Source organism: Lysobacter sp. Root916, from assembly GCF_001429785.1.
Lineage (GTDB): Bacteria > Pseudomonadota > Gammaproteobacteria > Xanthomonadales > Xanthomonadaceae > Lysobacter.
Map to the genome: position 1 here is coordinate 1 of NZ_LMJF01000017.1, position 25,157 is coordinate 25,157.

A 25,157-nucleotide genomic window follows, 5' to 3' on the forward strand; every position below is an offset into this window, starting at 1 on the left:
TGGTTGCTGCCGGGGTAAGCGAAGTTGGTGGTGATACCGCCGTGCAGCAGGCTGGTGCGGTTGCCGGTGGCGTTGGTTGCTGCCGGGGTAAGCGAAGTTGGTGGTGATACCGCCGTGCAGCAGGCTGGTGCGGTTGCCGGTGGCGTCGTAGGTGTAGGTCTCGATCGGGATACTGCTGACACCATCGCGCAGGATGGTCAGACGACCAAGGTTGTCGTAGTCGTAGCGGGCCAGGAACGCGCTCTGCAGGCCGTCCTTGAGCTCGGTGTCTGCGGAACTGTGGGTGTCCTTGTTTAAGACTTCTGCGGAACTATGGGTGCCCTTGTTCGCCGTTCGATCCAGGCCTTACGGCGCTCGAAAGAGCGCCCGGTGTAACGGTCGACTCCACATAGGAACGCACGACGTACACTGCGCTGCACGCAGTGGAAGGTCCTGGACTGGCCAGGAGGGATCAACAAGGAACGAGCCTGAGTCATATGACCAGCTTCGCCGACCCACCTCGTTTGCACAGCCAGGAAAGTCTGATCTGGATGTCAGGCTACTGCAGAACTGTGGGTGTCCTTGTTCACTGATAGGTGTCCCTCACGGGGCGGAAACAGTCGTATCCAGCGCGTCGCCACTTCGGCATCCGTCCATTGCCGCGCTAGGGTCGGCTCCAACTGCACGACCAAGTGCAGGTGGTTGCTCATCACGGCATAAGCATGAATGGCGACGGCAAAGCACTCAGCCAGCAATGCCAATCGCTGTTCGACCCAAACCTTCCGATGCTCGAAAGATCGACCGGTGTAGCGATCAACTCCACACAGGAACGCTCGACGCACGCAGCGCTGTATGCAATGAAAGGTGCCGGCCTGGCCGGGCGAGATTAGCGAAGAACGGGCCTGTGTCATGGGGCCAGCATCTCGGGTCTGCCGTGCTCGCGCAGCCAGAAAAGTCTGAATCGAATGTCAGGCTAGTGTGGAACTGTGGGTGTCCTTGTTCACCGTCTGAACTATGGGTGTCCTTGTTTGGAGCGAGCAGTCGGCTATAGGCGGAACTGTGGGTGTCCTCGTCCCCATACTCGCCCCCCTCCGCGTGTTCGCTTCGCCCCAAGAAATCAGCGCGCTGCCGCAATCGCAACAATCGCCATGCCAATCAGTTGACTTGCAACCACCAAAGCAACCGGACGACGTCGAATAACCGCTGCCGCAATCGCCCCAGCCACCAAAGCCGCCAACAAGGCTATACCGACAATTATTAGCACCAACTCCAGATCAAGCCTGCCCATCGCCCTCATGGCCAAGTTATAAAAAGCCAGAGTGAGCCAGGTTATGCCAACAGCATTTATTAGCCGACGAAAGTAGCTTTCACTCCCTACCTGCTGGCCCATGTATATACTCCCTATATTGATTAAAAAAGTGACTTTGACCTTCGATTATAGCCCCATCAAGCATAACCTTAGGCAGGTGATACAAAGTTCGCATTTCCGAGTACTTTGAGTACATCTCATTCAAAAACTTTAGAGCCTGTGAATAGCTAAGCTCGCTGCGTCGAAAGCCTGCGGCTTCGTAGTCCTTAAGCAGCTTTGAATCAAGCAGACCGCATTCAAGATAGTCCGTATACGGGCGTTTAGGCCCGACTGAATCGGGCTTTGTAGCGTCTATAAGGGAGCCCAGTTTATCAACACTCTTCCTGATCCTCCCACCCCACCCCGGGACATCCTTAGCTGAAATGGGCTTGAAGTTCAATTTGAACTCCCAAGCCATCGCCTGCATGCCACCACCACGATGAAAAGCCTCAATAGTCAGCAAACCATGGGGATCAAATGCAGTTACAGGGGTATTGTCGGCATATACAAATAAAGCAGTACCTCCGCCCAACCCAATCGGATCACTCTGCACATACCGCCCACTCCCCGCATCGTAATCCCGAAAGTAGTTGTAATTCAGCCCAGTAGCGGCGTCATACCGCTGCCCCGGGAACCGCATGTCGAGCACGAAGTCCGTGCTGTCCAGGTCCGGGTCCTGATTCGGCGGATCTTTGCCGAACGCCTCGCCGGCGTCATACCGCTGCCCCGGGAACCGCATGTCGAGCACGAAGTCCGTGCTGTCCAGGTCCGGGTCCTGATTCGGCGGATCTTTGCCGAACGCCTCGCCCTGTAGCGCCCAGGTCCAGATCGCGACGTCGCGGCTGCGGTCGATGACGGCACGCGGGGTGCCCAGGTGGTCGGGCTCGATGTAGTGCAGTTTCTGGTKGGCACCCGCGCCGGCCAGCAGGCCGACCGGGAGGTCGTCCAGCCAGATCGCTTGTTGCAGGACCGCGCCGTTGTGGTCGTAGTCGCCCAGCCAGCGGCCCGACTCGTCGTAGACGGTGTAGGTGTTCACGGCCGGGGTGCCGCCGCTGCCATCGGGGTTGCMGGTAACSGCCGGGATGGTCGAGAGCACGCGTTCGCCCAGGGCGTTGTAGGCGTAGCTGCGTAGCATGGTGCCGTTTTGCGACACGCTGTTCATGCGGTCGTCTTCGGCGTAGTTGAACTGCTTGAGCGCGCCGCCGATGGCCGTGGTGTTGCCCACGCCGTCGTAGCTGCGCGCGACGCTGCCCACCGWACTCAGGCGATGGTTGCTGCCGGGGTAAGCGAAGTTGGTGGTGATACCGCCGTGCAGCAGGCTGGTGCGGTTGCCGGTGGCGTCGTAGGTGTAGGTCTCGATCGGGATACTCTGACACCATCGCGCAGGATGGTCAGACGACCAAGGTTGTCGTAGTCGGGTCGTCTTCGGCGTAGTTGAACTGCTTGAGCGCGCCGCCGATGGCCGTGGTGTTGCCCACGCCGTCGTAGCTGCGCGCGACGCTGCCCACCGAACTCAGGCGATGGTTGCTGCCGGGGTAAGCGAAGTTGGTGGTGATACCGCCGTGCAGCAGGCTGGTGCGGTTGCCGGTGGCGTCGTAGGTGTAGGTCTCGATCGGGATGCTGCTGAGGCCGTCGCGCAGGATGGTCAGGCGGCCAAGATTGTCGTAGTCGTAGCGGGCCAGGAACGCGCTCTGCAGGCCGTCCTTGAGCTCGATGAGCTGACCGGCGGCGTCGTAGCCGTAGTGCAGCGACAGGCCGCCGCTGGCGTTGTCCTGGATCGTGACGGGCCGATAGTCGAGATCGTGCTGACGCGCCAGGGTGCGGCCGTTGCCGTAGACCCAGCCGACCGCCGGGCCGAATGGAGCGTAGCCGGCCTGATTGAGCAGCACCGTGCGGCTACCGCCGTTCGGGGTCACGCCAACTTCGGTGATGCGGCCCTGAGCGTTACGTACGTAGTCGACGACGGCGCCGTCGGGGTAGCTGATCGACTTCACATCGCCCGCAGCGGTGTAGGTGTAGTCGACCATAAAGAACCGGCCACCGACGATCTGCATCTTGGTTTCGACCTGGCCGAAGCGGTCGTAGCAGTAGCGCATCGCGGCGCCGAAGTTCTTGTTCGTGCCGGTCATGCGGCCCTGCGCGAACGCTGGGTCGCCGCCGCAGCCGGTGTTGAAGGTGTCGTAGTGATAGACGATGTCGTTGCCGCCGCTGGTGGCCAGCATCGAGACCGAGGTCAGGCGATTGAGCGCGTCGTAATCGTAGGTGTGCGCCTGGGCATCGTTGGCGTCGAGGCGGCTGTCCAGGTTGCCCGCGCTGTCGTAGCCGTACTGGGTCAGCCCGGTGTCCGGACTGGTCATCTGGGTCACGTCACCGAAGCCGTTGTAGCTGTAGTTCGTCTGCAGCCCCTTGGGGTCGGTCACGCGGGTGACGTTGTCGAGCGCGTCGTAGAGGTAGCCGGTTTCCGCGGCGATGCCGCCCGGGTCCTGCACGGTGCGCGAGACGCGGTTGAGCGGGTCGTAGTCGTGGTCGACCACGCGGCTGAGCGGGTCGGTGACCAGGTTGGGGTTGCCGTCGGCGTCGTAGGTGGTGCCGGTGATGTGGTTGCCGGCGTCCTTGTGCTGGGTTTGCTCGCCCAGGCTGTTGTAGAAACGCGACAGCTGCCGGCGCAGCACTGCGCCACTGTCCTTGGTCTCTTCCTTGATGCGGTTGCCGGCCTTGTCCAAGGTGTAGTGAATGGTGTTGCCGGCGTTGTCGGTGACGTCGGTCAGGCGCTGCGCGGCGTCGTAGGCAAAAGTGATGTAGCTGCCGTCAGGCTGGGTCAGGCGCTGGACCAGGCCGGTAGGTTCGTAAATCGCGCTGGTAATGCGGTCGTCGGCTTCGCTGGCGGCGTTAGGCCCACGCACCTTGGTGGCGGTCAGCCAGCCGCGCGGGTGGTATTCGTAGTCGGTGACCACGCCGGCAATGTCCTTGAGCGACAGCACCCGGCCTTGGGCGTCGTACTGCAGCACCTCGGTGACCTGCCCCAGGGCGTTGGTGGTCTTCCACAGGTCGCCCTTGCGGTGTGGGCAGGTCGCGGGCGCGGATGCGCAGCTGGCGTCGTCGCTGGGGTAGTAGGCGTAAGCGGTGACGTCGTTGACGTCCGTGCGTGGGCCATTGACCGACTTGAGCAGGCCGAGCAGCGGGCAGGTGCTGTTGCTGGCCGCGACATCGGCGGCTTCGCAGTAGACGTAGGCCGTGGTCCGGGTGGCGCTGGTGGCGGTGTCGCGCACGGTGACGGAGGTCGGCTGCATTCGTGCGTTGCGAGTGATGCGAGTCTCACGGTTGCCGATCAGAGTCGTCAGCACGCGGTTGACCGCAAGCTCGTGGCGCTGCTCGATGGTGCGCGCCTGCGCCGCGCCCTGCGCTTCGACCACGGTATGAGCGCGAGCAAGAAGGCCCGACACGGTATCGGTGAGTTCCGCATACTGGTGCTTGGTCACGGTTCCGTTGGGATCAGTGACCGTGTCGATGCGGCGGCGGAAGTCGGTGGTTTCGGGGTAGTAGGTAAAGCTGGTCGTCCCGGCGCTGTTGGCGACCGATGCGATTTTGCGTGGCGCACCGCTGGGCGGCGTCGCGGTGAGCGCGTAGACGTTCTGACGACCTAAGGCATTCGTGGCGGTGGCGGTGCCGGCCGCCGAATACGTCAGCGACAATCCGTCGGTGATATCTCCTAGCGTGCGTGACTGCACACGCGCCTTTTCGTCGTATACGTTGGTACTGAGGCGCCGATTATCCTCCGCCGTAACGCCGACCAGCAGCATCGGTATCCCATCAATACCGTAGTGGTAACGGCGCTGCGCGCCGTCCGGATAGGTCGCGGTCTCGACCTGCCCCAATGAGGTGTAGGTGTAGCTAACCAACACCACGCCAGCGGAACTGATCGATGCGATTGGAGCGCCACCCTTACCAGTGGTGCGAGTGAACTCAAGTACTCGTCCGCTGCTGTGGGTAATCGTGCTCAGTCGCTGCAAACTGTCGTAGCCGTAGACCAACGTGGTGCCGTCTTCGTAGGCCTGCTGCAACAATCGTCCTTCGGCATCAAAACTCAGAGTGCGATCGCCGCGGTACACGACCCAGTTCGTGCCGGAGGCGACCAGCCGGTCGCCGCTGCCATCGCTGGCCTCGTAGGCCGCGCCCACAGACTTGAACGCCGTGTGCCGCCCGTCCGCATCGACCAGGCCGTAGTGCACGGTCGAACTGCCGCCAATCGGATCGGTGCCCATCGCCAAGCGGACGTTGTGCGAGTTGGTCCAGCCCCCGCCGAACCCCCCGCCGGCGACGGAACCACCCGATTGATAGCTGCGCTGCAACGAAACCCAGCCCAGATCGAAGTCGTTGGTGGTCTCCGCCAGGGTGCCGCTGCTGATCTGGCAGTTCTCCTCTGTCGGGCAGGTTCGCACCGGTGCGCTGGCGTAGCTCATCTCGGAGCCAGGCACGCCCGCGCAGGCCTGCTTGGCGGCGCTCCACGCATGCACGGTGATGTTGGGGCATTGAATGGAGCGGTTACGCAGGATCGCCCCATTCTCGTTCGTGCTGGTGCAACTGCCGGGCGAGCCGACCGTATAGCTGGCCGTGTAGGTGGTGCTCTCGTTCAGGCTCTGACCGTTGTCCCAACTGCTGTCCACCTGCCAGTTCGGCGACACGGTCACGACGGTGGACGCAGGACAGCCTTGCCCGGTGCTGTCCGCGTCCAGACGCTGCTTGATCTGGTCCACCACCATCTGCAAGGTCGCGTTCGGCTGCTGCGGGTCGAGCAGGCTGTGGTGGCTCCACTCGCCCACCACCGGCGGCACGCGCTCGAATTCGTACTGGTAGATCGTGCGGTCGCTCAGCACGGTCTGCTTGGTGACTTCGAAACTGAAGGGGCCGTAGGGCAGCGAGGCGGCATGGATGCTTTCCATGTCCTGCTGCACGGCGCGCTCGGTGAGGTGCGGTCCGTTGAAGGCTAAATCGCTGGTCCAGACCTGGCCGATCTCCTGCGCGGAAGCGGCGCCGCTCAGTAGCGCCAGCAAGCCCAGCGCGGCCGCGAGCGAGCGAGCGCGCACGGCAATGGAGCGGCGGCGGTTCAATCCTTCGTAACCCATACCATCCCCTTCTTGTTGTCTGCGCCGACCTTGCGGACGGCGTGGTTTGCTGCTGAGGCGTGCGCGGCGCGAGCCGGGCATGACCCACGATGAGGCCTACCCGTCGCGGTCGCTGCGACAGCCTCTATAAGAAGTCCAACAAAGCGATGACACGGCGCAAAACCGGACGCGCCCAGGCTTCCTCGCGGCGCTTGCGCCCACCTTCGGCCAACACCAAGACAGGCCCACGACAGGCGCGAATCGGCGAATGGATCGATGCGAAGGAGCCGACGGCGAACGGTCGGCGGGCCCACATTCCTTATGCGTCACTGCGTGGCTCCCCGGTGGGATGCAGCGGTTACTGTTCGCCCCAGCACGCGGGTTACAGCCCGGTACGGCGTGGGGCCAGCTTCTCCACGGCCGAGGGCGGCGTCAAGTGCCGCGCATCGAGGTTTCGAAACTGTTCGAAGCGTCGGGATTGATGGCACACAGAACGCATACTTTGTGCAGGGTCATCCAGCGCCGAACCGTGCACAAAGTGCGCCAAAACGGTGGCTCTTAGCCGCGCAACGCCCACCACGCCCCGACCGCGACGATCGCCAGCATGCCGGCACCGGCGCCGACCAGGATGCGTTCCTGCCGTTGCGCTTTGGCCAGCGCATCGCCGTAGGGCATCGTGGTGTGCGCGATCATGGTGTACAGCGGCAGCCAGGAACGCGGCAGCAGTCGGTTCAAGGTCACGTCCAGGCGCTTACGCGCGAGGAACCATGGCGACTGCACTTTCTGACGCAGTTCGACGAAGTTGGCCTTGGACAATTCGGCCAGGGTGTCGGTGTGCGGGCGGCGCGAGCGCTCGTAATCGGCGAACGCGTCCGCGCGCCGGCCCGGATGACGCGCCAGTGCGGCCATCAACGCCGAGCAATCCTCGAACGCCGAGTTCATGCCCTGGCCGTAGAAGGGATAGACCGCGTGGCAGGCGTCGCCAACCAGCACCATCCAGTCCTCGCGGCTCCACGGCGCGGTGCGCGTGGTCACCAGCGAGCCGACCGGATGCGCCATCCATTCCTCGACCAGCTGCGGCAGCAGTGGCAGCAGATCGGGGAAGTACTTGGTGAACAGCGCGCGCACGTCGTCTTCGCTGCGGGTGGTGGCGAAACTATCCGGGCCCTCGAACGGCAGGAACAGGGTGAGCGTGTGCGAGCCGTCGCGATTGGGATGCGAGACGAACAGGCCGTGGCTGCGCGGCCACACGTGCAGCGCCTCCAGTTCGATCGCCGAGCTGCCGTCGGCCAAGGGTTTGAGGGTGAGCTCCTTGTAGCCCCACTCCAGGTATTCCTGGTGGTAGTCGGCGCGTTCGCCGCGCTGCATTTCCTGGCGCGCGCGCGAGAACGCGCCGTCGGCGCCGACCACCCAATCCGGGCGCACCTTCAAGGTCGCGCCGCCGGTGTCGAATTCGAGTTCGCGCGCGACCTTGTCGGCCGCGACCAGGCGATGGCCGAAATGCAGGCGCACCTGCGGATGGCGCTCGGCGCGATCCAGCAGCAGGCGGTTGAGTTCGTTGCGGTCGATCGAGTGCAGCACTTCGCCGCGGTCCTTGCCGTAGGGCTGGTAGCGGGTGCTGCCGTCGGGCGCGTGGATCACACGACCGGCCATGGTCACCGAGGTCGGCATCACCGCATCGATCAGCTCGGCCTCGGTCAGCGCCTGGATGCCGCGCTTGGACAGGCCCAGGTTGATCGAGCGCCCGCCCTCGGCGCCGCTCACGCGCGGATCGGGGCGGCGTTCGTAGACGTCGACGCCGTGACCGAGCGCGGCCAGACGCAGGGCCAGCAGCGAGCCGGCGAGGCCTCCGCCGACGATCGCCACGCGTGCGGCGGCGGTGGATGTGGCGGAGGCGTCAGTCATCTAGCGCGGATCCCGCGGCGGCGCGCGCCGTGCGTGCGCCGCCCGCACGCGCGGCGGTGCGCGGCAGCGCGCTCAGGCGCGGTGTTTCGACCGCGATCGCGGCTAGGCGCAGCTGCAGCTCGGCCTCGACCAGGGCTTCGATCGCCTGTTCGAAGTTGTTGCGGCGCAGATTGGGCCCGAGTCGGCGCAGGTAGGAACGCAGATAGGCCGCGCGCGTTTCCGGCGCGTCGATCTCGCGGCGCAGGAACGGCAGGTCGGACTCGACCATGTGCCGGATCGCGAGCATGGGCACCGGGCTGCGCAGCGGGAAGAAATCGGGATTGCGCAGGCCGGGGCTGCTGTTGTGGGCGTGAAACTCGCCCAGCATCAGGCCCAGCTCGACGAAGCCGCCCTTGTTCTCGGCCTGGATGCGATCGACCACGCTGGCGCCGTCGACGCCCAGGTTGGGGAACACGATCAGGATCGACTTGTTGACCGCCGCCGCGCCCGAGCGCGGTTCGATCTCCAGGAACAGGCCGCGGTAGTGCGCGATCAGCTCGGCCATGCGCTCCGGATCGGGCTCGGCGTCGGCGACCTCGGTGAGCCAGATCGTGTCCAGGCCCAACGCCAGCGGCGTGAACGGACACACCGGCCCGGTCCGGCCCAGCTCCGGGTGCGGTTGGGCGAGGAACTCGCGCACCCAGCTGACGATGGTGGGCAGCGGCGCGCTGGCGGGTTGGTTGCGCTCCACGTCGGAGGCGCGCAGCAGCTGGCCACGCGCGGCCGCGCCCGCGCTCTCGACATGGCTGCGGCCGGCCATCATGGCCGCGTCCGGGTCGGGCAGTTGGAAGGAATCGTTATCTGGGCTCATCGCCTCGCTCCTGGTTCCTGGCTCAGCCGCGTGCCGCATCGCGCACGCTGAGCGGGCGCATGTCGGTCCACCACTCGCGGATGCGAGCCAGGCAATCGTCCTTCGATCCCTCGAAGCCGGCGTCGCGCCAGCCCTGCGGAATCGCGTATGCCACCGGCAGGATCGAGTACTGGTCTTCGTGATTGACCACCACCCGATACGCGCCGAGATCCATCTCTTCTCCTTGCATGCAACCTCCATCCCAACTCAAGCCGCGGCGCCGATTCCCGCCGCCGAACCCGTCGCCAGGATCGGCGCATCGGGCAATTCGTCCTCGACCCGACGGATCGCGCGCACCGCATAGGCGCTGGCCGCGACCGCCGTCATCAGGACCCCAAGGACTATGAACATCAGGCCCAGGCCGCGGCCCGGACCGACGCCGATCCACGCCCCGACCGTGCCGGCCAGGGCGCCGCCGGGCGCCATCAACGGTTCGAACACGTGTTCGGCCAGCGGACCGGCCAGGCAATAGCCCAAGGGCATCGCCGCTTCCGACAGCACTCGCTGGATCGCGAAGCAGCGGCCCTGCAGATCGGCCGGCACCTTGCTCTGCCACAGCGCGGCATTCGACGCGTTGAGCACAGGTAACGTCAGGAAGAAGCCGAAACCGGCCACCAGCACCAGCGCGAACGACGGCGCCAGGCCGTGCACGGCCAACAGCACGCCGGCGGCCAGCGAGTAACCGAGCACGCCGTGGATGCGCCGACGCGGTCCGCCCCAGGTGCTCATGGCCAGGCCGCCCAGCAGCAGGCCGCAGCCGCCGACCGCCATCTGCACGCCCAGCAGGGCCGCGTCGGCGAACGACAGCACCAAGGGCGTGATCGCGATGCTGGCGATGCCGAACAGGAAGTTGGTGGCGCCGAACACCAGCAGCAGGCCGTACAGGCCCGGGCGATCGTGCACGTAGCGGAAGCCGGTGGCAGCTTCGCGCCACAGACTGTCCTCGGCCTCGGCCTCGGCGCTGCGTTGCGGGCGCGGCACGCGCGCGAAGCACAGTGCGATCACGCCGATCACGAAGGTCAGCGCATCGACGATCAGCACGCCCTGCATCGAGATCGTGCTGACCAGCACGCCGGCCAGCAGCGGCCCGCCGACCTGGGCGATCGCGAAACCGGTCTGGACCAGGCCGTTCACGCGGGTGAGCTGCTCCTGGCTGGCGAGCAGCGGAATGCTGGCCGCGTACGCCGGCTGCAGGAAGGCGTTGGCGATCGCCGAGATGCCAACGCCGGCATAGACATGCCACAAGGCCAGGCCGTCGGTGGCGTACAGCACGGCCAGCGCGACCATGGTCAGGGCCGAGACCGCGTCGCAGACGATCATGGTGCGGCGACGGTCCCAGCGATCGACCAGGGCGCCGGCGATCGGCGAGATCAGCAGCGCCGGCACCGCCATGGCGACGAAGATCAATGCGAACTGGGTGGTGGAACCGGTGCTCTGGTACACCCAGATGCCCAGCGCGAACGAGGTCAGGCGCGAGCCCACGCCCGACACCAGCTGGCCGACCCAGATCAGCAGGAAATCGCGCAGGCCGGCGTAGCGGTTCACGCTTCCTCCTCCTCGACCGCCAGCGGCAGGGCGCCGCGGCTGCGCAGGAAATCCAGATAAGTCGCGAACAGCACGCGGTCGGCGGGCGGACAGACCAAGCCCAGCGCGGCGACCGCGTCGAGGGTGGCGCTGCAATCGAAGCGCGGTTCGCGCGGGTCCGGATCCTGCGGGAACAAGCCGGCGAACGGCGCCAGCGCGTTCTCGCGCGACACCGCCGCTTCGGCCAGCAGCGCCTTGCGCCAGGACGGGTAGTCGATCTCTTCCACCGCCAAGCCGGCGTCGCGCATGGTCTCGACCGCTTCGACGATGGGCAGGCGACACGGATTGAAGAAGTGGTACTGGCCGTCGGCATCGCCCGCGCCCAAGGCCAGGCGCACGATCGCGCGGCCGACGTAATCCACCGGCGCCATGTCGAAGGACTCGTCGGGCAGGTGCGGCGCATAGCCCAGCTGCACGCAGCCCTTGATCCAGGCGTTGAAGTAGTCGCCCACGTTGCTGGTGCCCAGGCGGCTGTCGCCGGTGATGCGCGCCGGGCGGTAGATCGCCACCGGCAGCCCGCGCGCGCGCGCGGCCAGCGCCAGTTGCTCGCCCACCCACTTGCTCTGGTTGTAGCCGCCCATCTGGCCTTCGGCATCCGGCGGCGGATCGGATTCGCGCACCACCCGATCCATGTGGCGCTCGGTGAGATACACGCCCAGGGTCGACACCAGATGCACCGGCTTGACCCGGTGACGCGTGGCCAGGCGCAGCACCTCGAGGGTGCCGCCGACGTTGGCCGCTTCCAGATGTTCGTAGGGCGCGAGGAAATTGACCTGGCCGCCGTTATGGAAGATCACCTCGGCGCGCTGCGCGAGCGCGTCGAACGCCTCGGCGTCCAGGCCCAGGCGCGGCGCCGACAGATCGCCGCACACCGGCAGCAGACGATGTTCGTCGCCCGCGCGCCATAGCTCGTAGGTATCGAGGTTGGCGCGGATGCGGCGCAAGCCCTCGGCCTCGCTGTCGGCGCGCACCAGACACAACAGTTCGGCGTCGGTGGTGTCGAGCAGCTCGCGCACCAGATAGGCGCCGAGGAAGCCGGTGGCGCCGGTGACCAGGGCCGAGGCCGGTTGCGCGCGCGCGGCCGGCGCGCGCGCGCCGCTGGGATCGATGTCCGGCGGCAACACCACGCGCGCCCGCAGATCGGTGCGCGCGTCGGCCACGCCGGCGCGCTGAGCTTCGATCGCGCGCGCCAGGCCGGCCACCGTGGGGCTGGCGAACACCGCCGCCAACGGCAGCTCGACGCCGAACGCGGCGTGCAGCTTGAACACCAGCGGCAGGGTCGACAGCGAATCGCCGCCGAGCGCGAAGAAATCCTCGTCGGCGCCGATGTCCTCGCGCCCCAGCACTTCGCGCCAGACCGCGAGCACGCCGGTTTCGATTTCGCCCTGCGGCGCGCGCACGCGGCGCTCGGCGGCGGCCGTGGCCGGCGGCGCCGGCAGGGCGTGGCGATCGACCTTGCCGTTGCGATTCAAGGGCAGCGACGGCAGCGCCACGAACAGCGACGGCACCAAGGCGTCGGGCAGGCGCTGGGCGAGGAACTCGCGCAACGCCGCCGGCTCCAGTCCCGCCTCGGCGACCACGTAGGCGACCAGGCGCTTGTCGCCGGGCCGGTCCTCGCGCAGCGCGGCGGCGGCGGCCTGCACCTGCGGGTGCGCGGCCAGCGCGGTTTCGATCTCGCCCAGTTCGATGCGCACGCCGCGCAGCTTGACCTGATGATCGCGGCGGCCGAGGAACTGCAGGCTGCCGTCGGTGTTCCAGCGCGCCAGGTCGCCGGTACGGTACAGCCGCGCGCCGGGCGTATCGGCGTAAGGGTCGGGCAGGAACGCGGCTTCGGTGAGCGCGGGCTGGCCAAGGTAACCGCGCGCGATGCCGGCGCCGCCGATGCACAGCTCGCCGATCACGCCGCGCGGCGCCAGACCCAGCTCGGCGTCGAGCACGTACACGCGCACGCCCGGCAGCGGCGTACCGATCGGCAGCTCGGCGCCGGCGAATTCGCCGCCGTCGCGGGTGGACAGCATGGTCGCGCAGACCGAGGCTTCGGTCGGGCCGTAGTGGTTGCACAAGGCGACCCGGCCGCCGCTGACGCCGGCGTATCGACGCACCTGCTCCAGCGGCACGCTCTCGCCGCCGATCATCATCAGGCGCAAGGCCGGCAACAGCGGGCGGGTGCGCTGGGCCGCGAACCAGCCCTCGCTCCAGCGCCGCCACAGCGCGGCCGGCGCGTCGATCGCGGTCACGCCGTAATCGCGGCAGAAACTTTCCAGCTCGTACGGGCCCAGCTCGGCCGGGGCCGGATGCAGCACCAGCGCCGAACCGCTGGCCAGTGCCGGGAAGATGTCGCCGACCGAGGCGTCGAACACCAGCGGCGGAATCATCAACAGGCGCTGGGCGACGAAGTCGTGGCGCGCCATGAAGCCCAGGGTGAGATTGACCGCGCCGCGGTGCTCGATCACCACGCCCTTGGGCGCGCCGGTCGAACCGGAGGTGTAGATCACATAGGCGGCGCTGTCGGCGCCGGCCAGTTCCGCCGGCGGCTGCTCGGCCGGCGGCACGCCGTCGGTGATCACGCAGGGCACGGCACCGGCGACCGCATCGGCGCGCGCGACCAGCGCCGCGGGCGCGACCAGGGCCAGCGCGCCGGCGTCGGCGAGCAGGAAGGCGATGCGTTCGTCCGGGTGGGCAGGATCGATCGGCACATAGGCGCCGCCTGCGGCGAGCACGCCGAGCACGCCGATCAGCGCCTCGGTGGAACGGTCGGCGAGCACCGCGACGCGGGTTTCGGCGACCGTGCCCAAGGCGCGCAGGCGCTGGGCGATGCCGTTGGCGCGCCGGTAGACGTCGCGATAGCTCAACTCGCGTCCCGGCTCGACGATCGCGATCGCCTCCGGGCTGCGCTGGGCCTGGCGTTCGAACAGGGCGTACAAGGTCGGCGCGGGCGGCTGCGGCGCGGGTCCGCCGTCGCCCAGCGCCAGCACTTCGTGGCGCGCGTCCTGGTCCAGCAGCGACAGCCGCGACAACGGCAGGTCGGGATCGGCGAGCACGCGGTGCAGCAACACGCCGTATTGATCGGCCAGGCGCGCGATGGTGGAGGCGTCGAACAGGTCGCTGTCGTAGTCGAGCACGCCGTCCAGGCCGGCTTCGGACGCGCCCAGCGACAGGGTGAGCTCGAAGCGCGAGGTGTGCACTTCGGGCTCGAACCATTCGACGTTCAAACCGCGCAGCGTGAGCGGCGCGGTGCCGGCGTTCTGCAGCACGAACATGGTCTGGAACAGCGGCGTGCGGCCGGGCACGCGCTCCAGGCGCAGTTGGTCGATCACGCGCTCCAGCGGCGCCTGCGCATGCTCGAACGCATCCAGGCAGTGGGCGCGGGTGCGCGCGAGCAGATCGCGGAAGCTGGGATCGCCGGACAGGTCGCCGCGCAGCGCCAGGGTGTTCACGAACAGACCGATCAGCGGCGCGACGCCGTCGACGCCGCGGTTGGCGACCGGCGAGCCGATCACCACATCGTCCTGACCCGCGTGACGGCCAAGCAGGCTCTGGAACGCGGCCAACAGGGCCATGAACAAGGTCGCGTGCTCGCGCCGGGCGAGATCGGCCAGGCCGGCGGCGACGCTGAGCGGAATGCGCAGGTGATGGCGCGCGCCGCGCCCGGTGGGCGTCGGCGAGCGCGGACGGTCGCCGGGCAGGTCGAGCAGGCCGCTGCTGCCTTCCAGGGCCTGGCGCCAGAACGCCAGTTGGTCGGCGACCTGGCGCTCCTGCGCCGCATCGCGCTGCCACAGCACGGCGTCGCCGAACTGCAGGCGCAACTCCGGCAGGGCCGGGGTCTGGCCGTCCAGGCGCGCGTCGTAGCAACGCGAGAGTTCGTCGAACAGCACGCCGCCGGACCAGGCGTCGGAGACGATGTGGTGCATCACCATCAACAGCAGGTGTTCTTCGTCGTCCAGACGCAGCAAGGTCGCGCGCAGCAAGGGCGCGCGTGCCAGATCGAACGGACGTTTGGTTTCCTCGTCGGCGTAGCGGCGCGCCGCCGCTTCGCGCGCGATCAGGTCCAGGCCGCGCAGGTCGATCAGCGGCACCGTCACCTCGACCTGCGCCGCCACGGTCTGGCGGGGCTCGCCGGCGACTTCGGCGAACGACATGCGCAGCGCATCGTGGCGCTGAATCACGTCGGCCAGCGCGCGCTCCAGCGCGACCGGATCGAGCGCGCCGCGCAGAATGTGGTGACCGTACACATGGTAGGCGCCGCTGCCGGGCTGCAGCCGCTCGAAGAACCAGATCCGTTGCTGCGCGGCCGACAAGGGCAGGGATTCGCCCGGTCGGCTGCGGCGCTGGATCGCGTTGTCTTCCGCCGCGTCGGTGTCGCGCGCGGACAGGCGTCGGCTCAACAGCTCGCGCTGCTGCGGGGTCAGCCGGGCCAGGCGCTCGGCCATTGCGCCGGGCGCGTTGTCGTCGGGCCGGCTCATGCGCGGTCCACCGCTAAGGCGATCGTCGCGTTCATCGTTCCGCGCCCTCGCCCGCCAACAACAGTTGGATGTCGTCGTCCGACAGCCCTTCGAGCTGGTCGAGCATGCTCGCCAGCGCGTCGGCGTCGACGCTGTCCATGCGCTGGCGCAGCAGCAGCTCGGCGAAGCCGGCCACGCTAGGCGCCTCGAATAGGGCGCGCAAGGCGATTTCGCCGCCGAAGGCCTTCTGCACGCGCGTGATGAGCTGCGTGGCCAGCAGCGAATGGCCGCCGAGCTCGAAGAAATCGTCGTGGATGCCGACCCGTTCCAGCCCAAGCACCTCGGCCCACAGCCGCGTCAGGGTCTCTTCCTCGCCGTTGCGCGGCGCCACATAGGCCTGAGTCTCCAGCGCCTCGGCGTCCGGCGCCGGCAGCGCCTTGCGGTCGACCTTGCCGTTCGGGGTCAGCGGGTACTGCGCCAGCGCCACATAGGCCGAGGGCAGCATGTATTCGGGCAGACGCTGGCGCGCATGCGCACGCAGCTCGGCGGCGTCGGCCTGGCCGATCACATAGGCGACCAGGCGCTTGTCGCCGGGCCGGTCCTCGCGGCAGACCACGACCGCCTGACCCACCTGCGGATGCTCGGCCAGCACGGCCTCGATCTCGCCCAGCTCGATGCGGAAGCCGCGCAGCTTGACCTGATGGTCGATGCGCCCCAGCACCTCGATGCGGCCGTCGCGCAGGCGCCGCGCGAGATCGCCGGTGCGGTACAGGCGAGCGCCGACGCGCGCGCCGTAGCGATCGGGCACGAATTTCTCGGCGCTGAGTTCGGGCCGCGCCAGGTAGCCGCGGGCGACGCCGAGGCCGCCGATCAGCAACTCGCCGGGCACGCCCACCGGCACCAGCTGGCCGCGCGCGTCGACGATATGGATCTCGGTGTTGGCGAGCGGACGGCCGATGCTGATCGCCGCGTCGTCGGCGCGCACGCGCTCGACCGCCGACCAGACCGTGGTTTCGGTGGGGCCGTACAGGTTCCAAAGTTGCGCGCCGTGGGCGAGCAGACGATCGGCGAGCTCGCGCGGCAGCGCTTCGCCGCCGCACAGCAGGCGCAGTTGCGCGCGCCCACGCCAACCGGCGTCGAGCAGCATGCGCCAGGTGGCGGGCGTGGCCTGCATCGCGCTGGCGCCGGCGCTGTCGATCAGGCGCGCCAGCGCCGCGCCGTCGGCCGCGGTGGCGCGATCGGCCAGGGCGATGCGCGCGCCCACGCTCAACGGCAGCAGCAGTTCCAGCACCGCGATGTCGAAGGACAGGGTGGTGACCGCGCACATCACGTCGTCCTCGCCCAGGCCCGGCTCGCGCGCGACCGCGCTGAGGAAGTTGACCGCGGCGCGGTGCGGAATCTGCACGCCCTTGGGCCGGCCGGTGGAGCCGGAGGTGAAGATCACATAGGCCAGGTCTTCCGGGCCGACGCCGCTGTCGACGCGCGCGCCGGGCGCGGCGTCCAGATCGTCCAGCCACAGCGGCTCGCAGTCGCAAGCCGGCAGCTGCGCCTGCAACGCGCGTTCGCTCACGATCAGACGCATGCGCGCGTCCTCGACCATGTAGCCCAGGCGCTCGGCCGGATAGCTGGGGTCCATCGGCACGTAGGCCGCGCCGGCCTTGAGCACGCCGAGCAGGCCGACCAGCATGCGCGGCGAGCGTTCGACGAACAGGCCCACCAACTCGCCGGGGCCTACCCCGCGCGCGGCCAGGGCACGCGCGAGGGCGTCGGCCTGGGCATCGAGTTCGGCGTAGCTCAGGCGCTGCGCGCCGCATTCGACCGCGATCGCCTCGGGCCGGCGCTCGGCCTGGCGCTCGAACAGACGATGAAGCGGCGTATCCACCGGCGCATCCAATGCGGTGTCGTTCCATTCCGACAGCAGGCGCTGGCGCGCTTCGGGCGGCAGGATCTCGAGCTCGCCGATGCGCTGGTCCGGGTCGTCGGCGATCGAACGCAGCAGCTGCTGGAAGTGAGCGGAGAAGGCCTCGATGGTGGTGGCGTCGAACAGGTCGCTGGCGTATTCGAAGAACAGGGCCAGGCCGTCCTCGTGTTCGCTGGCGAACAAGGCCAGGTCCGAGCGCGCGGTGCCGGGATTGATGGTGTCGAAATCCACCGGCACCAGACTCAGCCCGGCCAGATCGCTCTCTTCGGAGGGGAAATTCTGGAAGAACAGCATGGTCTGGAACAGCGGCGCGTGGCTGAGCGAACGCTCCGGCTGCAGTTCCTCGATCAGACGTTCGGCCGGCAGGTCCTGGTGCGAGTACGCGCCCAGGGTGGTGTCCTTCACCTGCGCCAGCAGGGTGCGGAAGGTGGGATTGCCGGACAGGTCGTTGCGCAGCGCCAGGGTATTGACGAAGAACCCCGCCAGCGGCTCGAGTTCCTCGCGGCGGCGATTGGCGACGCCGACGCCGACCACCAGGTCGTGCTGGCCGGAGTAGCGCATCAACAGGGTCTGATAGGCGGCCAGTACGATCATGAAGGGCGTCGCGCCCTCCTGCCTGCTCAGGCGCTTGATCGCGTCCCAGGTCTGCATCGACAGCATGCTGCGCAGCACGTCGCCGCGGTAGCTTTGCACCGGCGGACGCGCGCGATCGCCGGGCAGTTCCAGCACCGGCAGCGGGCCGGCCAGGCGCTGGCGCCAGTAGTCCAGCTGGGTCTGCAGGGTCGGGCCTTCCAGCAACTCGCGCTGCCACAGGGTGTAGTCGACGTACTGCACCGGCAACTCGGGCAGCGGCGAGGCCGCGCCGGCCTGGTAGGCGCTGTACAACTGGCGCAGTTCCTCGTGCAGCACGCCCAGCGACCAGCCGTCGACCGCGATGTGATGGGCGTTGAGGGTGAACAGATAACGCTCGTCGTCGACCTGCACCAGCAGCGCGCGCAGCAGCGGCCCGCGCGCCAGGTCGAATGCGCGCCGAGCTTCGGCGCGGGCCAGCGCGAACGCCGCCGACTCGCGCTCCGACGCCGGCAGCGCGCGCAGATCATGGCGTTCGATCGGTACCGCCGACGGCGGCTGCACGACCTGGTGCGGGCCCTGTTCGTCGGCCGCGATCAGCGTACGCAGGCTTTCGTGGCGACGCTGGATCTCGTCCAGCGCGCGCGCGAACGCCGCCTGGTCCAAACGGCCCTGCATCCACAGCGAGGTCGGCACGTTGTAGGCCGCCGAACCGGGATCGATCTGGTCGAGGATCCACAGCCGCTGCTGCGCGAACGACAGCGGAATCCGCGCCGGGCGCGGACGCCGGCCGATTTCGCTGCGCGGCACCGACGGCGATTGTTTGGCCAGTTGCTGCAGCAGCAGCGCGCGTTTTTCCGGCGACAGGCCGGCCAGGCGCTCGTGGATTTCAGCCATGCGCGCCTCCGGACAGGGTCGCGGCCAGACGCGCGCTGGCCTCCTCGTCGCTGAGGTGCTCCAGACTCGCGAGCAGGCTTTCCAGGTCCTCCGGCGCCAGCTCGGTGCTGGCCGCGGCGACGCGCGCGGCCAGGCGTTCCAGGGTGGCGTCCTCGAACAGCGCGCGCAGCGGCAGCTCGACGCCGTACTGCTGCTCGATCCGCGCCAGCAAACGCGTGGCCAGCAGCGAATGGCCGCCGAGGTCGAAGAAATTGTCGCCGCGCCCGATCCGCGGCGCGCCCAGCAGTTGCTGCCAGATCGCGGCCAGCGTCAATTCCTCGGGCGTGACCGGCGCCTCGTAGCTGGCGTCGTCGTCGCCGCCGGCCACGGCTTCCGGCGCCGGCAGCGCGCGGCGGTCGACCTTGCCGTTGGGCGTGAGCGGGAAGCGCTCGAGCACGACGAAGGCGCTGGGCACCATGTAATCGGGCAGCGCGGCCTTGAGGTGATCGCGCAATGCGGATATCGCCGGCGCGACGCCGTTGGCGGTCACGTACGCGACCAGACGCTGGTCGCCGGGCCGGTCCTCACGGCAATGCACCACCGCCTGGGTCACCTCCGGCACCTGCGCGAGCACCGATTCGATCTCGCCCAGTTCGATGCGGAAGCCGCGCAGCTTGATCTGATGATCGATGCGGCCGATCACCTCGATCGTGCCGTCGCGGCGCCACAGCGCGAGATCGCCGCTGCGGTACAGGCGGCCGCCCGGCGCGCCGAAGGGATCGGAGATGAACTTCTCCGCGGTCAGATCGGGGCGCCCGCGATAGCCGGTGGCCAGGCCGTCGCCGCCGATCAGCAGTTCGCCCGGCACGCCCGCCGGCAGCCGCTTCATGTGACGGTCGACGATGTGGATCTGGGTGTTGTCGACCGGCTTGCCGACCAGGATCGGGCCGCTGCCCGGGTGCACCCGGCACAGCGCCGAGTACACCGTGGTTTCGGTGGGGCCGTAGAGGTTCCACAGTTCTCGCGCGCACGGCAACAGACGGTCGGCCAGTTCGCGCGGCAGGGCCTCGCCGGTGGAGATGATCTTGATCCCGGCTTTGCCGCTCCAGCCCAGCTCCAGCAGCATGCGCCAGGTCGCGGGAGTGGCCTGCATCACGTCGATCGCGGTGTCGTCGACCAGACGGCGCAGGCGCAGGCCGTCGCGCGCGGTGTCGCGGTCGACCAGCAGGATGGTCGCGCCCACGGTCAGCGGCAGCACCAGCTCGAACAAGGCGATGTCGAACGACAGCGTGCTGATCGCGCACAGCACCTGACCGCGCGCCAGGCCCGGCTCGCGCGCGACCGAACGCAGCAGGTTGACCGCCGAGCGCTGCTGGATTTCCACGCCCTTGGGCTTGCCGGTGGAACCGGAGGTGAAGATCACATAGGCCGGATCGCGCGCCGCGGCACCGCCGTCGGGCGCGCGCTCGGCGCGCGCGTCCAGCGCCGCATCGGCGTCGGCGTAGATCACCGTCGCGACATCGCCTGGCAGGCTGTCGGCGAGCGCGCGCTGGCTGACCAGCACACGCGCGGCCGAGGCCTCGAGCATGTAGGCCAGGCGATCGGCCGGATAGGTCGGGTCCAGCGGCATGTAGGCGCCGCCGGCCTTGAGGATGCCGAGCAGGCCGATCAGCATTTCCGGCGTGCGTTCCACGTACAGGCCGACCAGCTCGCCGGGACCGACGCCGGCCGCACGCAATTCGTGGGCGAGCGCGTTGGCGCGGCGGTCGAGTTCGCGGTACGACATCTCGCGTGCGCCGCAGCGCAGCGCGATCGCGTCGGGCGTGCGCTCGACCTGGGCCTGGACCTGGGCGGCGATGGTGGGATCGTCCGGCAGCTCGCGCGCGGTGTCGTTCCAGCGCGCGAGTTCTTCGCGCTCTGCGTCGGTCAGCAACTCCAGCGTACTCAGCGGCGCGTCGGGCGTGGCCGCGGCCGAAGCCAGCAGGCGCAGCAGATGCCCGCACAAGCGCTCGATGCGCGCGCGGTCGAACAAATCGGTGCTGTATTCCAGCATCAGCTCGCGCTGACCGTGCTGGTTCACGAACAGGCTCAGATCGCCCTGGGCGGTGCCGGGGGCCAGATCGGTCAGATGCGCCTGGCGCACCTGCATGCCGCCCATGCCCAGGCCCAGCGCGGGATAGTTCTGGAAGAAGAACAGCGCTTGCGCGAACGGCGTGTGGCTGGCCGAGCGCGGCAGGCGGCGGGTCTCCAATATCCGGTCCAGCGGCGCGTCGGCGTGCTCCATCGCGCTCAGCACGCTCTCGCGCACCTGCGCCAGCAGCTGGGCGAAACTCGGATCGCCTTCGATGCGCGTGCGCATCGGCAGGGTGTTGACGAAGAAGCCGATCACCGGCTCCAGCTCGACCCGCGCGCGGCCGGCCACGCCCATGCCGACGGTGATGTCGTCCTGGGCGGTGTAGCGCGACAACAGGGCCTGATACGCGGCCAGGAACACCATCGACAGCGTGGCCTGGCGCTCGCGCGCGAGCCGCTCGAGCTGCTCGTAAACCGGCGCTGGCACTTCGCTCAGGTACAGCGCGCCGCGGAAACTCTGCGCGGCCGGACGCGGCCGGTCGGCGGGCAGATCCAGCGAGGTGAGCGCGCCGTCGAGGCGCTCGCTCCAGTAATCCAGCTGCGGTTGCAGGCCGTCGCCGCCGAGGGTCTCGTGCTGCCACAGCGCGATGTCGGCGATCTGCAACGCGGGCGCAGCGGTGTCGGCGGCGCCCCCGGCGCGCAGGGCGTCGTAGGCGCGCTGCAATTCCTCCAGCAGCGCATTGGTGGACCAGCCGTCGATCGCGATGTGGTGGAAGCCCAGCACCAGCAGATGGCGCTGCGCGGCGACGTCGATCAGGGTCGCGCGCATCATCGCGTCGCGCCCCAGGTCGAACGCGCGCGCGGTTTCCACGCGCGCCAGACGCAGGGCCTCGGCCTCGCGCTCGTCGGCATTGGCGCCGTTCGCGCTCAGCTCCTGCCAGGGCAGGTCGATACGCGCGAGGATGTGCTGATACGGATCGCCGTCCTGCGCGCGGAACACCGTACGCAAGGTTTCGTGGCGATCGAGCAGGGTTTGCAGGGCCGCGCGCAAGGCGACGCGATCGAGTTCGCCGTCCAGCCACAGGCCGACCGGCAGGTTGTAGGCGGTCATGCCGGGTAGAAAACGGTCCAGCCACCACAGCCGGCGCTGGCCGAAGGTCAGCGGGATGCGCTCGGGGCGCGCGCGCGGCTGAATCCGGTTCTGGCCCACGCGCTGACGCGCGCTCAACTGACGCAGCAGTTCGCGTTTCGCAGGCGATAGCTCGGCGATACGCGGGTCGATATCACTCATCCCTGAACTTCCTTGACTTACGAGCATCCTCGGCCGACCTGATCCGGTCGGTTTCCCTTTGGCATCCAGCACGCGTCGCTTCGGAGATGCTCTTGCACGCGAACCATGTTCGCGATCATCCTTGGCGTTCCATCCGTGGTGCCCCCCGTCTATATCCTATCCACATAACGTGGTCAGGGGGCAAATGCGGACCACATCGGTTGCCGGGACGTCCAATGCCCGGCTGGGGAAACCGTTGCGGGGAGTGCGTTATCCGGCCGTGGGACGGCCGGTTGCAAGTCCAAACCGAGTATTAGGGGTTTCAGGAGCAACAGCCAGCAGGGAGGGGGAACACATGGATCGACCGTTCTCGCAGCACCGAACGACGCCCAGACCACGCACCGACGCCGCGCTGGCGGGGGCGTGATGGGTCACATCGCAGCCGCTCTCGACGCGTTGATCGCCTGGTCGGCGCGGATCGGCGCCGATCCGCTGCTGGTACAGGGCGGCGGCGGTAACACGTCGGTCAAACAAGACGGCACCTTGTGGGTCAAGGCCTCCGGCACCTGGCTCGCGCAGGCGCGCGAGCGCGATATTTTCGTGCCGCTGCCGTTGGACGAGGCGCGCGCCGCGCTCGGTCACGCCGACGGCGAAGCGCGGCTGGCGCGGCTGGGCGCCGCGCATGCGTTGCGGCCCTCGATCGAAACCTCGCTGCACGCATTGCTGCCGCATCCGGTGGTCGCGCACGTGCATTCGGTGAACACCATCGCCTGGGCGGTACGCGCGGATGCGCGCACGCGACTGGATGCCCTGTTGAAGGACCTGAATTGGGCCTGGGTGCCGTATCGGCGCCCCGGTTATCCGCTCACCCAGGCGGTGCGCGAGGCCTTGAATGAACGCGCGGCCGACGTGCTGGTGTTGGCCAATCACGGCCTGGTCGTCGGCGCCGGCGACTGCGTCGCGGCCGATGCGTTGCTGAACGAAGTGGAGCGTCGATTGGCGTTGCCCGAGCGCTCCACGCGCAGCGCCGACCCGGCGCGCTTGCGCGCGGTCAACGACCTGAATTGGGAAGCACCGCAGGACCCGCGCGTGCATGCGCTCGGCGTCGACGCGGCCGCGCTGGCGATCGCCCGCGACGGCGCGCTGTATCCGGACCACGCGGTGTTCCTTGGCGCGCGCGCGGCCGTGCTGGACGGCACCGACGCGCTCTCGGACGCGGTCGCGCGTTGCACCGCCGCCAGCGGCGTCGCGCCGGCGTTCGCGCTGCTGCCCGGCGCCGGCGTGCTGGTCGCGCCCGGCCTGTCGGCCGGCGCGCAGGCGATGCTGCTGTGCCTGGCCCTGGTCGCGCTGCGCCTGCGCGGCGACGAGCCGCTGGTCTACCTGGGCGACGACGACGTCGCCGCCCTGGTGGACTGGGAAGCCGAAGCCTATCGCCGCGCCTTGGCGCGGCCCGCGCACTGACCCCCACGCACCGCACGACGCCACGGAAGGAGCCCATGCAGATCGTCGTCCCCATGTCAGGTTTCGGAGAGCGCTTCCGCCGCGCCGGTTATCGCGTGCCCAAGCCGCTGATCGAAATCGACGGCAAGCCGATCATCGCGCACGTGGTCGACCTGTTCCCGGGCGAGACCGATTTCGTGTTCGTGTGCAACCAGGATCATCTGGATCGCGACGACTACCACATGGCCGAGCAGCTGGCGCGGATCTGTCCGAGCGGTCGGGTGCTCGGGATCGCGCCGCACAAGCGCGGCCCGGTGCACGCGGTGCTGCAGGCGATGGAGCTGCTGGATCCGGACGCGCCCACCCTGGTCAACTACTGCGATTTCGCCTGCGCCTGGGACTACCGCGATTTCAAGTCATTCGTGCTCGACAGCGGCTGCGACGGCGCGATTCCGTGCTACACCGGCTTCCATCCGCACATGATGGGATCGACCAACTACGCCTACGTGCGCACCGACGGCGCGCGCGTGCTCGACATCCAGGAAAAACAGCCCTACACCGACCAACCCACGCGCGAGTACGCCTCCAGCGGCAGCTACTACTTCAGGTCCGGCGCGCTGATGCGCGACGCCTTCGAACGCTGCAGTGCGCGCGAGGATCTCAGCCTGGGCGGCGAGCACTACGTGAGCCTGGCCTACAAGCCGATGCTGGAAGACGGCGCCTGCGTCGCGGTGTACGAGCTCAACCACTTCATGCAGTGGGGCACGCCGCAGGACCTGGAGGAATACCGCTACTGGTCCGACGCGTTCCGGCGCCTGGCCGATCCGGCCCGCCCGCAGGCGCCGCCGCGCCAGCGCGGCGCGGTGATGGTACCGATGGCCGGGCTGGGCGCGCGCTTCGCCAGCGAGGGCTATCGCGAGCCCAAGCCGCTGATTCCGGTCTCCGGCGAACCGATGGTGGTGCAGGCCGCGCGCGACCTGCCGGAGCCGGCGCGGCGCGTGTTCGTGCAGCGCCGCGACCTGGAGGGCGCCGCGCGCATCGCCGATGCGCTGCGCGCGCGTTTCCCCGGCTGCGCCCTGGTCGATCTGGAGCGCGTGACCGACGGCCAGGCCCGCACCTGCCTGCTAGGCCTGGACGACGTCGACCCCGAGCAACCGCTGACCATCGGCGCCTGCGACAACGGCGCGGTGTTCGACGCGCAGGCGCTGTCGGCGCTGCTGGACGACGAGGACGTGGACGTGATCGTCTGGGTCGCGCGCGGCTATCCGGGCGCGGCGCGCCGACCCACGCACTACGGCTGGGTCGACGAGGTCGACGGCCGGGTGCTGTCGGTGTCGGTCAAGCAGCCGCTGGCCGATACCGCCCGCGATCCGATCGTGCTGGGTACCTTCACGTTCCGCCGCGCCGCCGATTTCGCCGCCGCCGCGAACGCGATGATCGCGCGCGACGGGCGCGTCAACGGCGAGTTCTACGTCGACAGCTGCATCAACGACGCGGTCGCCGCCGGCCTCAACTGCCGCGTGTTCGAAGTCGCGCACTATCTGTGCTGGGGCACGCCCGACGACCTGCGCACCTTCGAGTACTGGCAGTCCTGCTTCCACAAGTGGGACGCCCACCCCTACCGCATCGAACACGACCCGCGAGTGCCCGCGCACGCGCGCCCGGCCCTGGCCGAGCGCTACCGCATGCGCGAGCCGGAGCGCTTCCGATGCTGATCCCTGCTTTCGCCGCCGTTCGCAACATCGCTGCCCGTTCCGC

The 25,157-nt window shown here is 68.5% G+C and carries 11 protein-coding genes and 1 pseudogene; 2 read left to right on the forward strand and 10 right to left on the reverse strand.

The window, feature by feature from the left end; translation table 11 throughout:
• Nucleotides 1-1,096 precede the first annotated feature (1,096 nt).
• The 10 genes and pseudogenes from ASE35_RS21405 to ASE35_RS19595 all read right to left on the reverse strand — a co-directional run bounded on the left by ASE35_RS21405 (nt 1,097) and on the right by ASE35_RS19595 (nt 21,980).
• Nucleotides 1,097-1,369: a hypothetical protein gene (locus ASE35_RS21405; RefSeq protein ID WP_157489585.1), complete on the reverse strand. Its 273-nt coding sequence runs from the start codon at nt 1,367-1,369 to the stop codon at nt 1,097-1,099.
• Between the two features lie 442 nt (nt 1,370-1,811).
• A pseudogene (locus tag ASE35_RS19555) lies at nt 1,812-2,722 on the reverse strand (RHS repeat-associated core domain-containing protein); the annotation flags it as partial.
• Nucleotides 2,719-6,531: a DUF6531 domain-containing protein gene (locus ASE35_RS19560; protein WP_082611390.1), complete on the reverse strand. Its 3,813-nt coding sequence runs from the start codon at nt 6,529-6,531 to the stop codon at nt 2,719-2,721. The pseudogene ASE35_RS19555 and the gene ASE35_RS19560, both read right to left, overlap by 4 nt.
• A gap of 456 nt (nt 6,532-6,987) precedes the next feature.
• Complete coding sequence (locus ASE35_RS19565) at nt 6,988-8,334, reverse strand: NAD(P)/FAD-dependent oxidoreductase (RefSeq protein ID WP_057164863.1); 1,347 nt, start codon at nt 8,332-8,334, stop codon at nt 6,988-6,990.
• Nucleotides 8,327-9,184, reverse strand: coding sequence for a DUF6875 domain-containing protein (locus tag ASE35_RS19570; protein WP_157489586.1), 858 nt, complete (start codon nt 9,182-9,184; stop codon nt 8,327-8,329). Before ASE35_RS19570 ends, ASE35_RS19565 begins: the two co-directional genes overlap by 8 nt.
• 22 nt (nt 9,185-9,206) lie before the next feature.
• On the reverse strand, nt 9,207-9,398 hold the full coding sequence (locus ASE35_RS19575) for an MbtH family NRPS accessory protein (protein ID WP_235568829.1): 192 nt from the start codon (nt 9,396-9,398) through the stop codon (nt 9,207-9,209).
• A 32-nt stretch (nt 9,399-9,430) separates the two neighbouring features.
• On the reverse strand, nt 9,431-10,768 hold the full coding sequence (locus ASE35_RS19580) for an MFS transporter (protein ID WP_057164865.1): 1,338 nt from the start codon (nt 10,766-10,768) through the stop codon (nt 9,431-9,433).
• Complete coding sequence (locus ASE35_RS19585) at nt 10,765-15,270, reverse strand: non-ribosomal peptide synthetase (protein WP_057164866.1); 4,506 nt, start codon at nt 15,268-15,270, stop codon at nt 10,765-10,767. Before ASE35_RS19585 ends, ASE35_RS19580 begins: the two co-directional genes overlap by 4 nt.
• Before the next feature lie 31 nt (nt 15,271-15,301).
• Entirely contained in the window at nt 15,302-18,637 is a 3,336-nt protein-coding gene (locus ASE35_RS19590) for a non-ribosomal peptide synthetase (RefSeq protein ID WP_057164867.1), read from the reverse strand.
• Nucleotides 18,630-21,980 carry a non-ribosomal peptide synthetase gene (locus ASE35_RS19595; RefSeq protein ID WP_057164868.1) on the reverse strand — a complete coding sequence of 1,117 codons (3,351 nt, stop codon included), beginning with the start codon at nt 21,978-21,980 and terminating at the stop codon, nt 18,630-18,632. Before ASE35_RS19595 ends, ASE35_RS19590 begins: the two co-directional genes overlap by 8 nt.
• A gap of 405 nt (nt 21,981-22,385) precedes the next feature.
• Between ASE35_RS19595 and ASE35_RS19600 the strand changes: the two genes are divergently transcribed.
• Nucleotides 22,386-23,420, forward strand: a complete 1,035-nt coding sequence (locus tag ASE35_RS19600) for a class II aldolase/adducin family protein (protein ID WP_057164869.1) — start codon at nt 22,386-22,388, stop codon at nt 23,418-23,420.
• Nucleotides 23,421-23,455: 35 nt separating this feature from the next.
• On the forward strand, nt 23,456-25,114 hold the full coding sequence (locus tag ASE35_RS19605; protein ID WP_057164870.1) for an NTP transferase domain-containing protein: 1,659 nt from the start codon (nt 23,456-23,458) through the stop codon (nt 25,112-25,114).
• Nucleotides 25,115-25,157: the final 43 nt, after the last annotated feature.

Bases quoted from the DNA above. Each gene is read 5' to 3' on its own strand.
- ASE35_RS19595 (WP_057164868.1), bottom strand. From the start codon at position 21,980: ATGAGTGATATCGACCCGCGTATCGCCGAGCTATCGCCTGCGAAACGC.
- ASE35_RS19575 (WP_235568829.1), bottom strand. From the start codon at position 9,398: ATGGATCTCGGCGCGTATCGGGTGGTGGTCAATCACGAAGACCAGTAC.
- ASE35_RS19560 (WP_082611390.1), bottom strand. From the start codon at position 6,531: ATGCCCGGCTCGCGCCGCGCACGCCTCAGCAGCAAACCACGCCGTCCG.
- ASE35_RS19600 (WP_057164869.1), top strand. From the start codon at position 22,386: ATGGGTCACATCGCAGCCGCTCTCGACGCGTTGATCGCCTGGTCGGCG.
- ASE35_RS19605 (WP_057164870.1), top strand. From the start codon at position 23,456: ATGCAGATCGTCGTCCCCATGTCAGGTTTCGGAGAGCGCTTCCGCCGC.
- ASE35_RS21405 (WP_157489585.1), bottom strand. From the start codon at position 1,369: ATGGGCCAGCAGGTAGGGAGTGAAAGCTACTTTCGTCGGCTAATAAAT.
- ASE35_RS19585 (WP_057164866.1), bottom strand. From the start codon at position 15,270: ATGAGCCGGCCCGACGACAACGCGCCCGGCGCAATGGCCGAGCGCCTG.
- ASE35_RS19565 (WP_057164863.1), bottom strand. From the start codon at position 8,334: ATGACTGACGCCTCCGCCACATCCACCGCCGCCGCACGCGTGGCGATC.
- ASE35_RS19590 (WP_057164867.1), bottom strand. From the start codon at position 18,637: ATGGCTGAAATCCACGAGCGCCTGGCCGGCCTGTCGCCGGAAAAACGC.
- ASE35_RS19570 (WP_157489586.1), bottom strand. From the start codon at position 9,184: ATGAGCCCAGATAACGATTCCTTCCAACTGCCCGACCCGGACGCGGCC.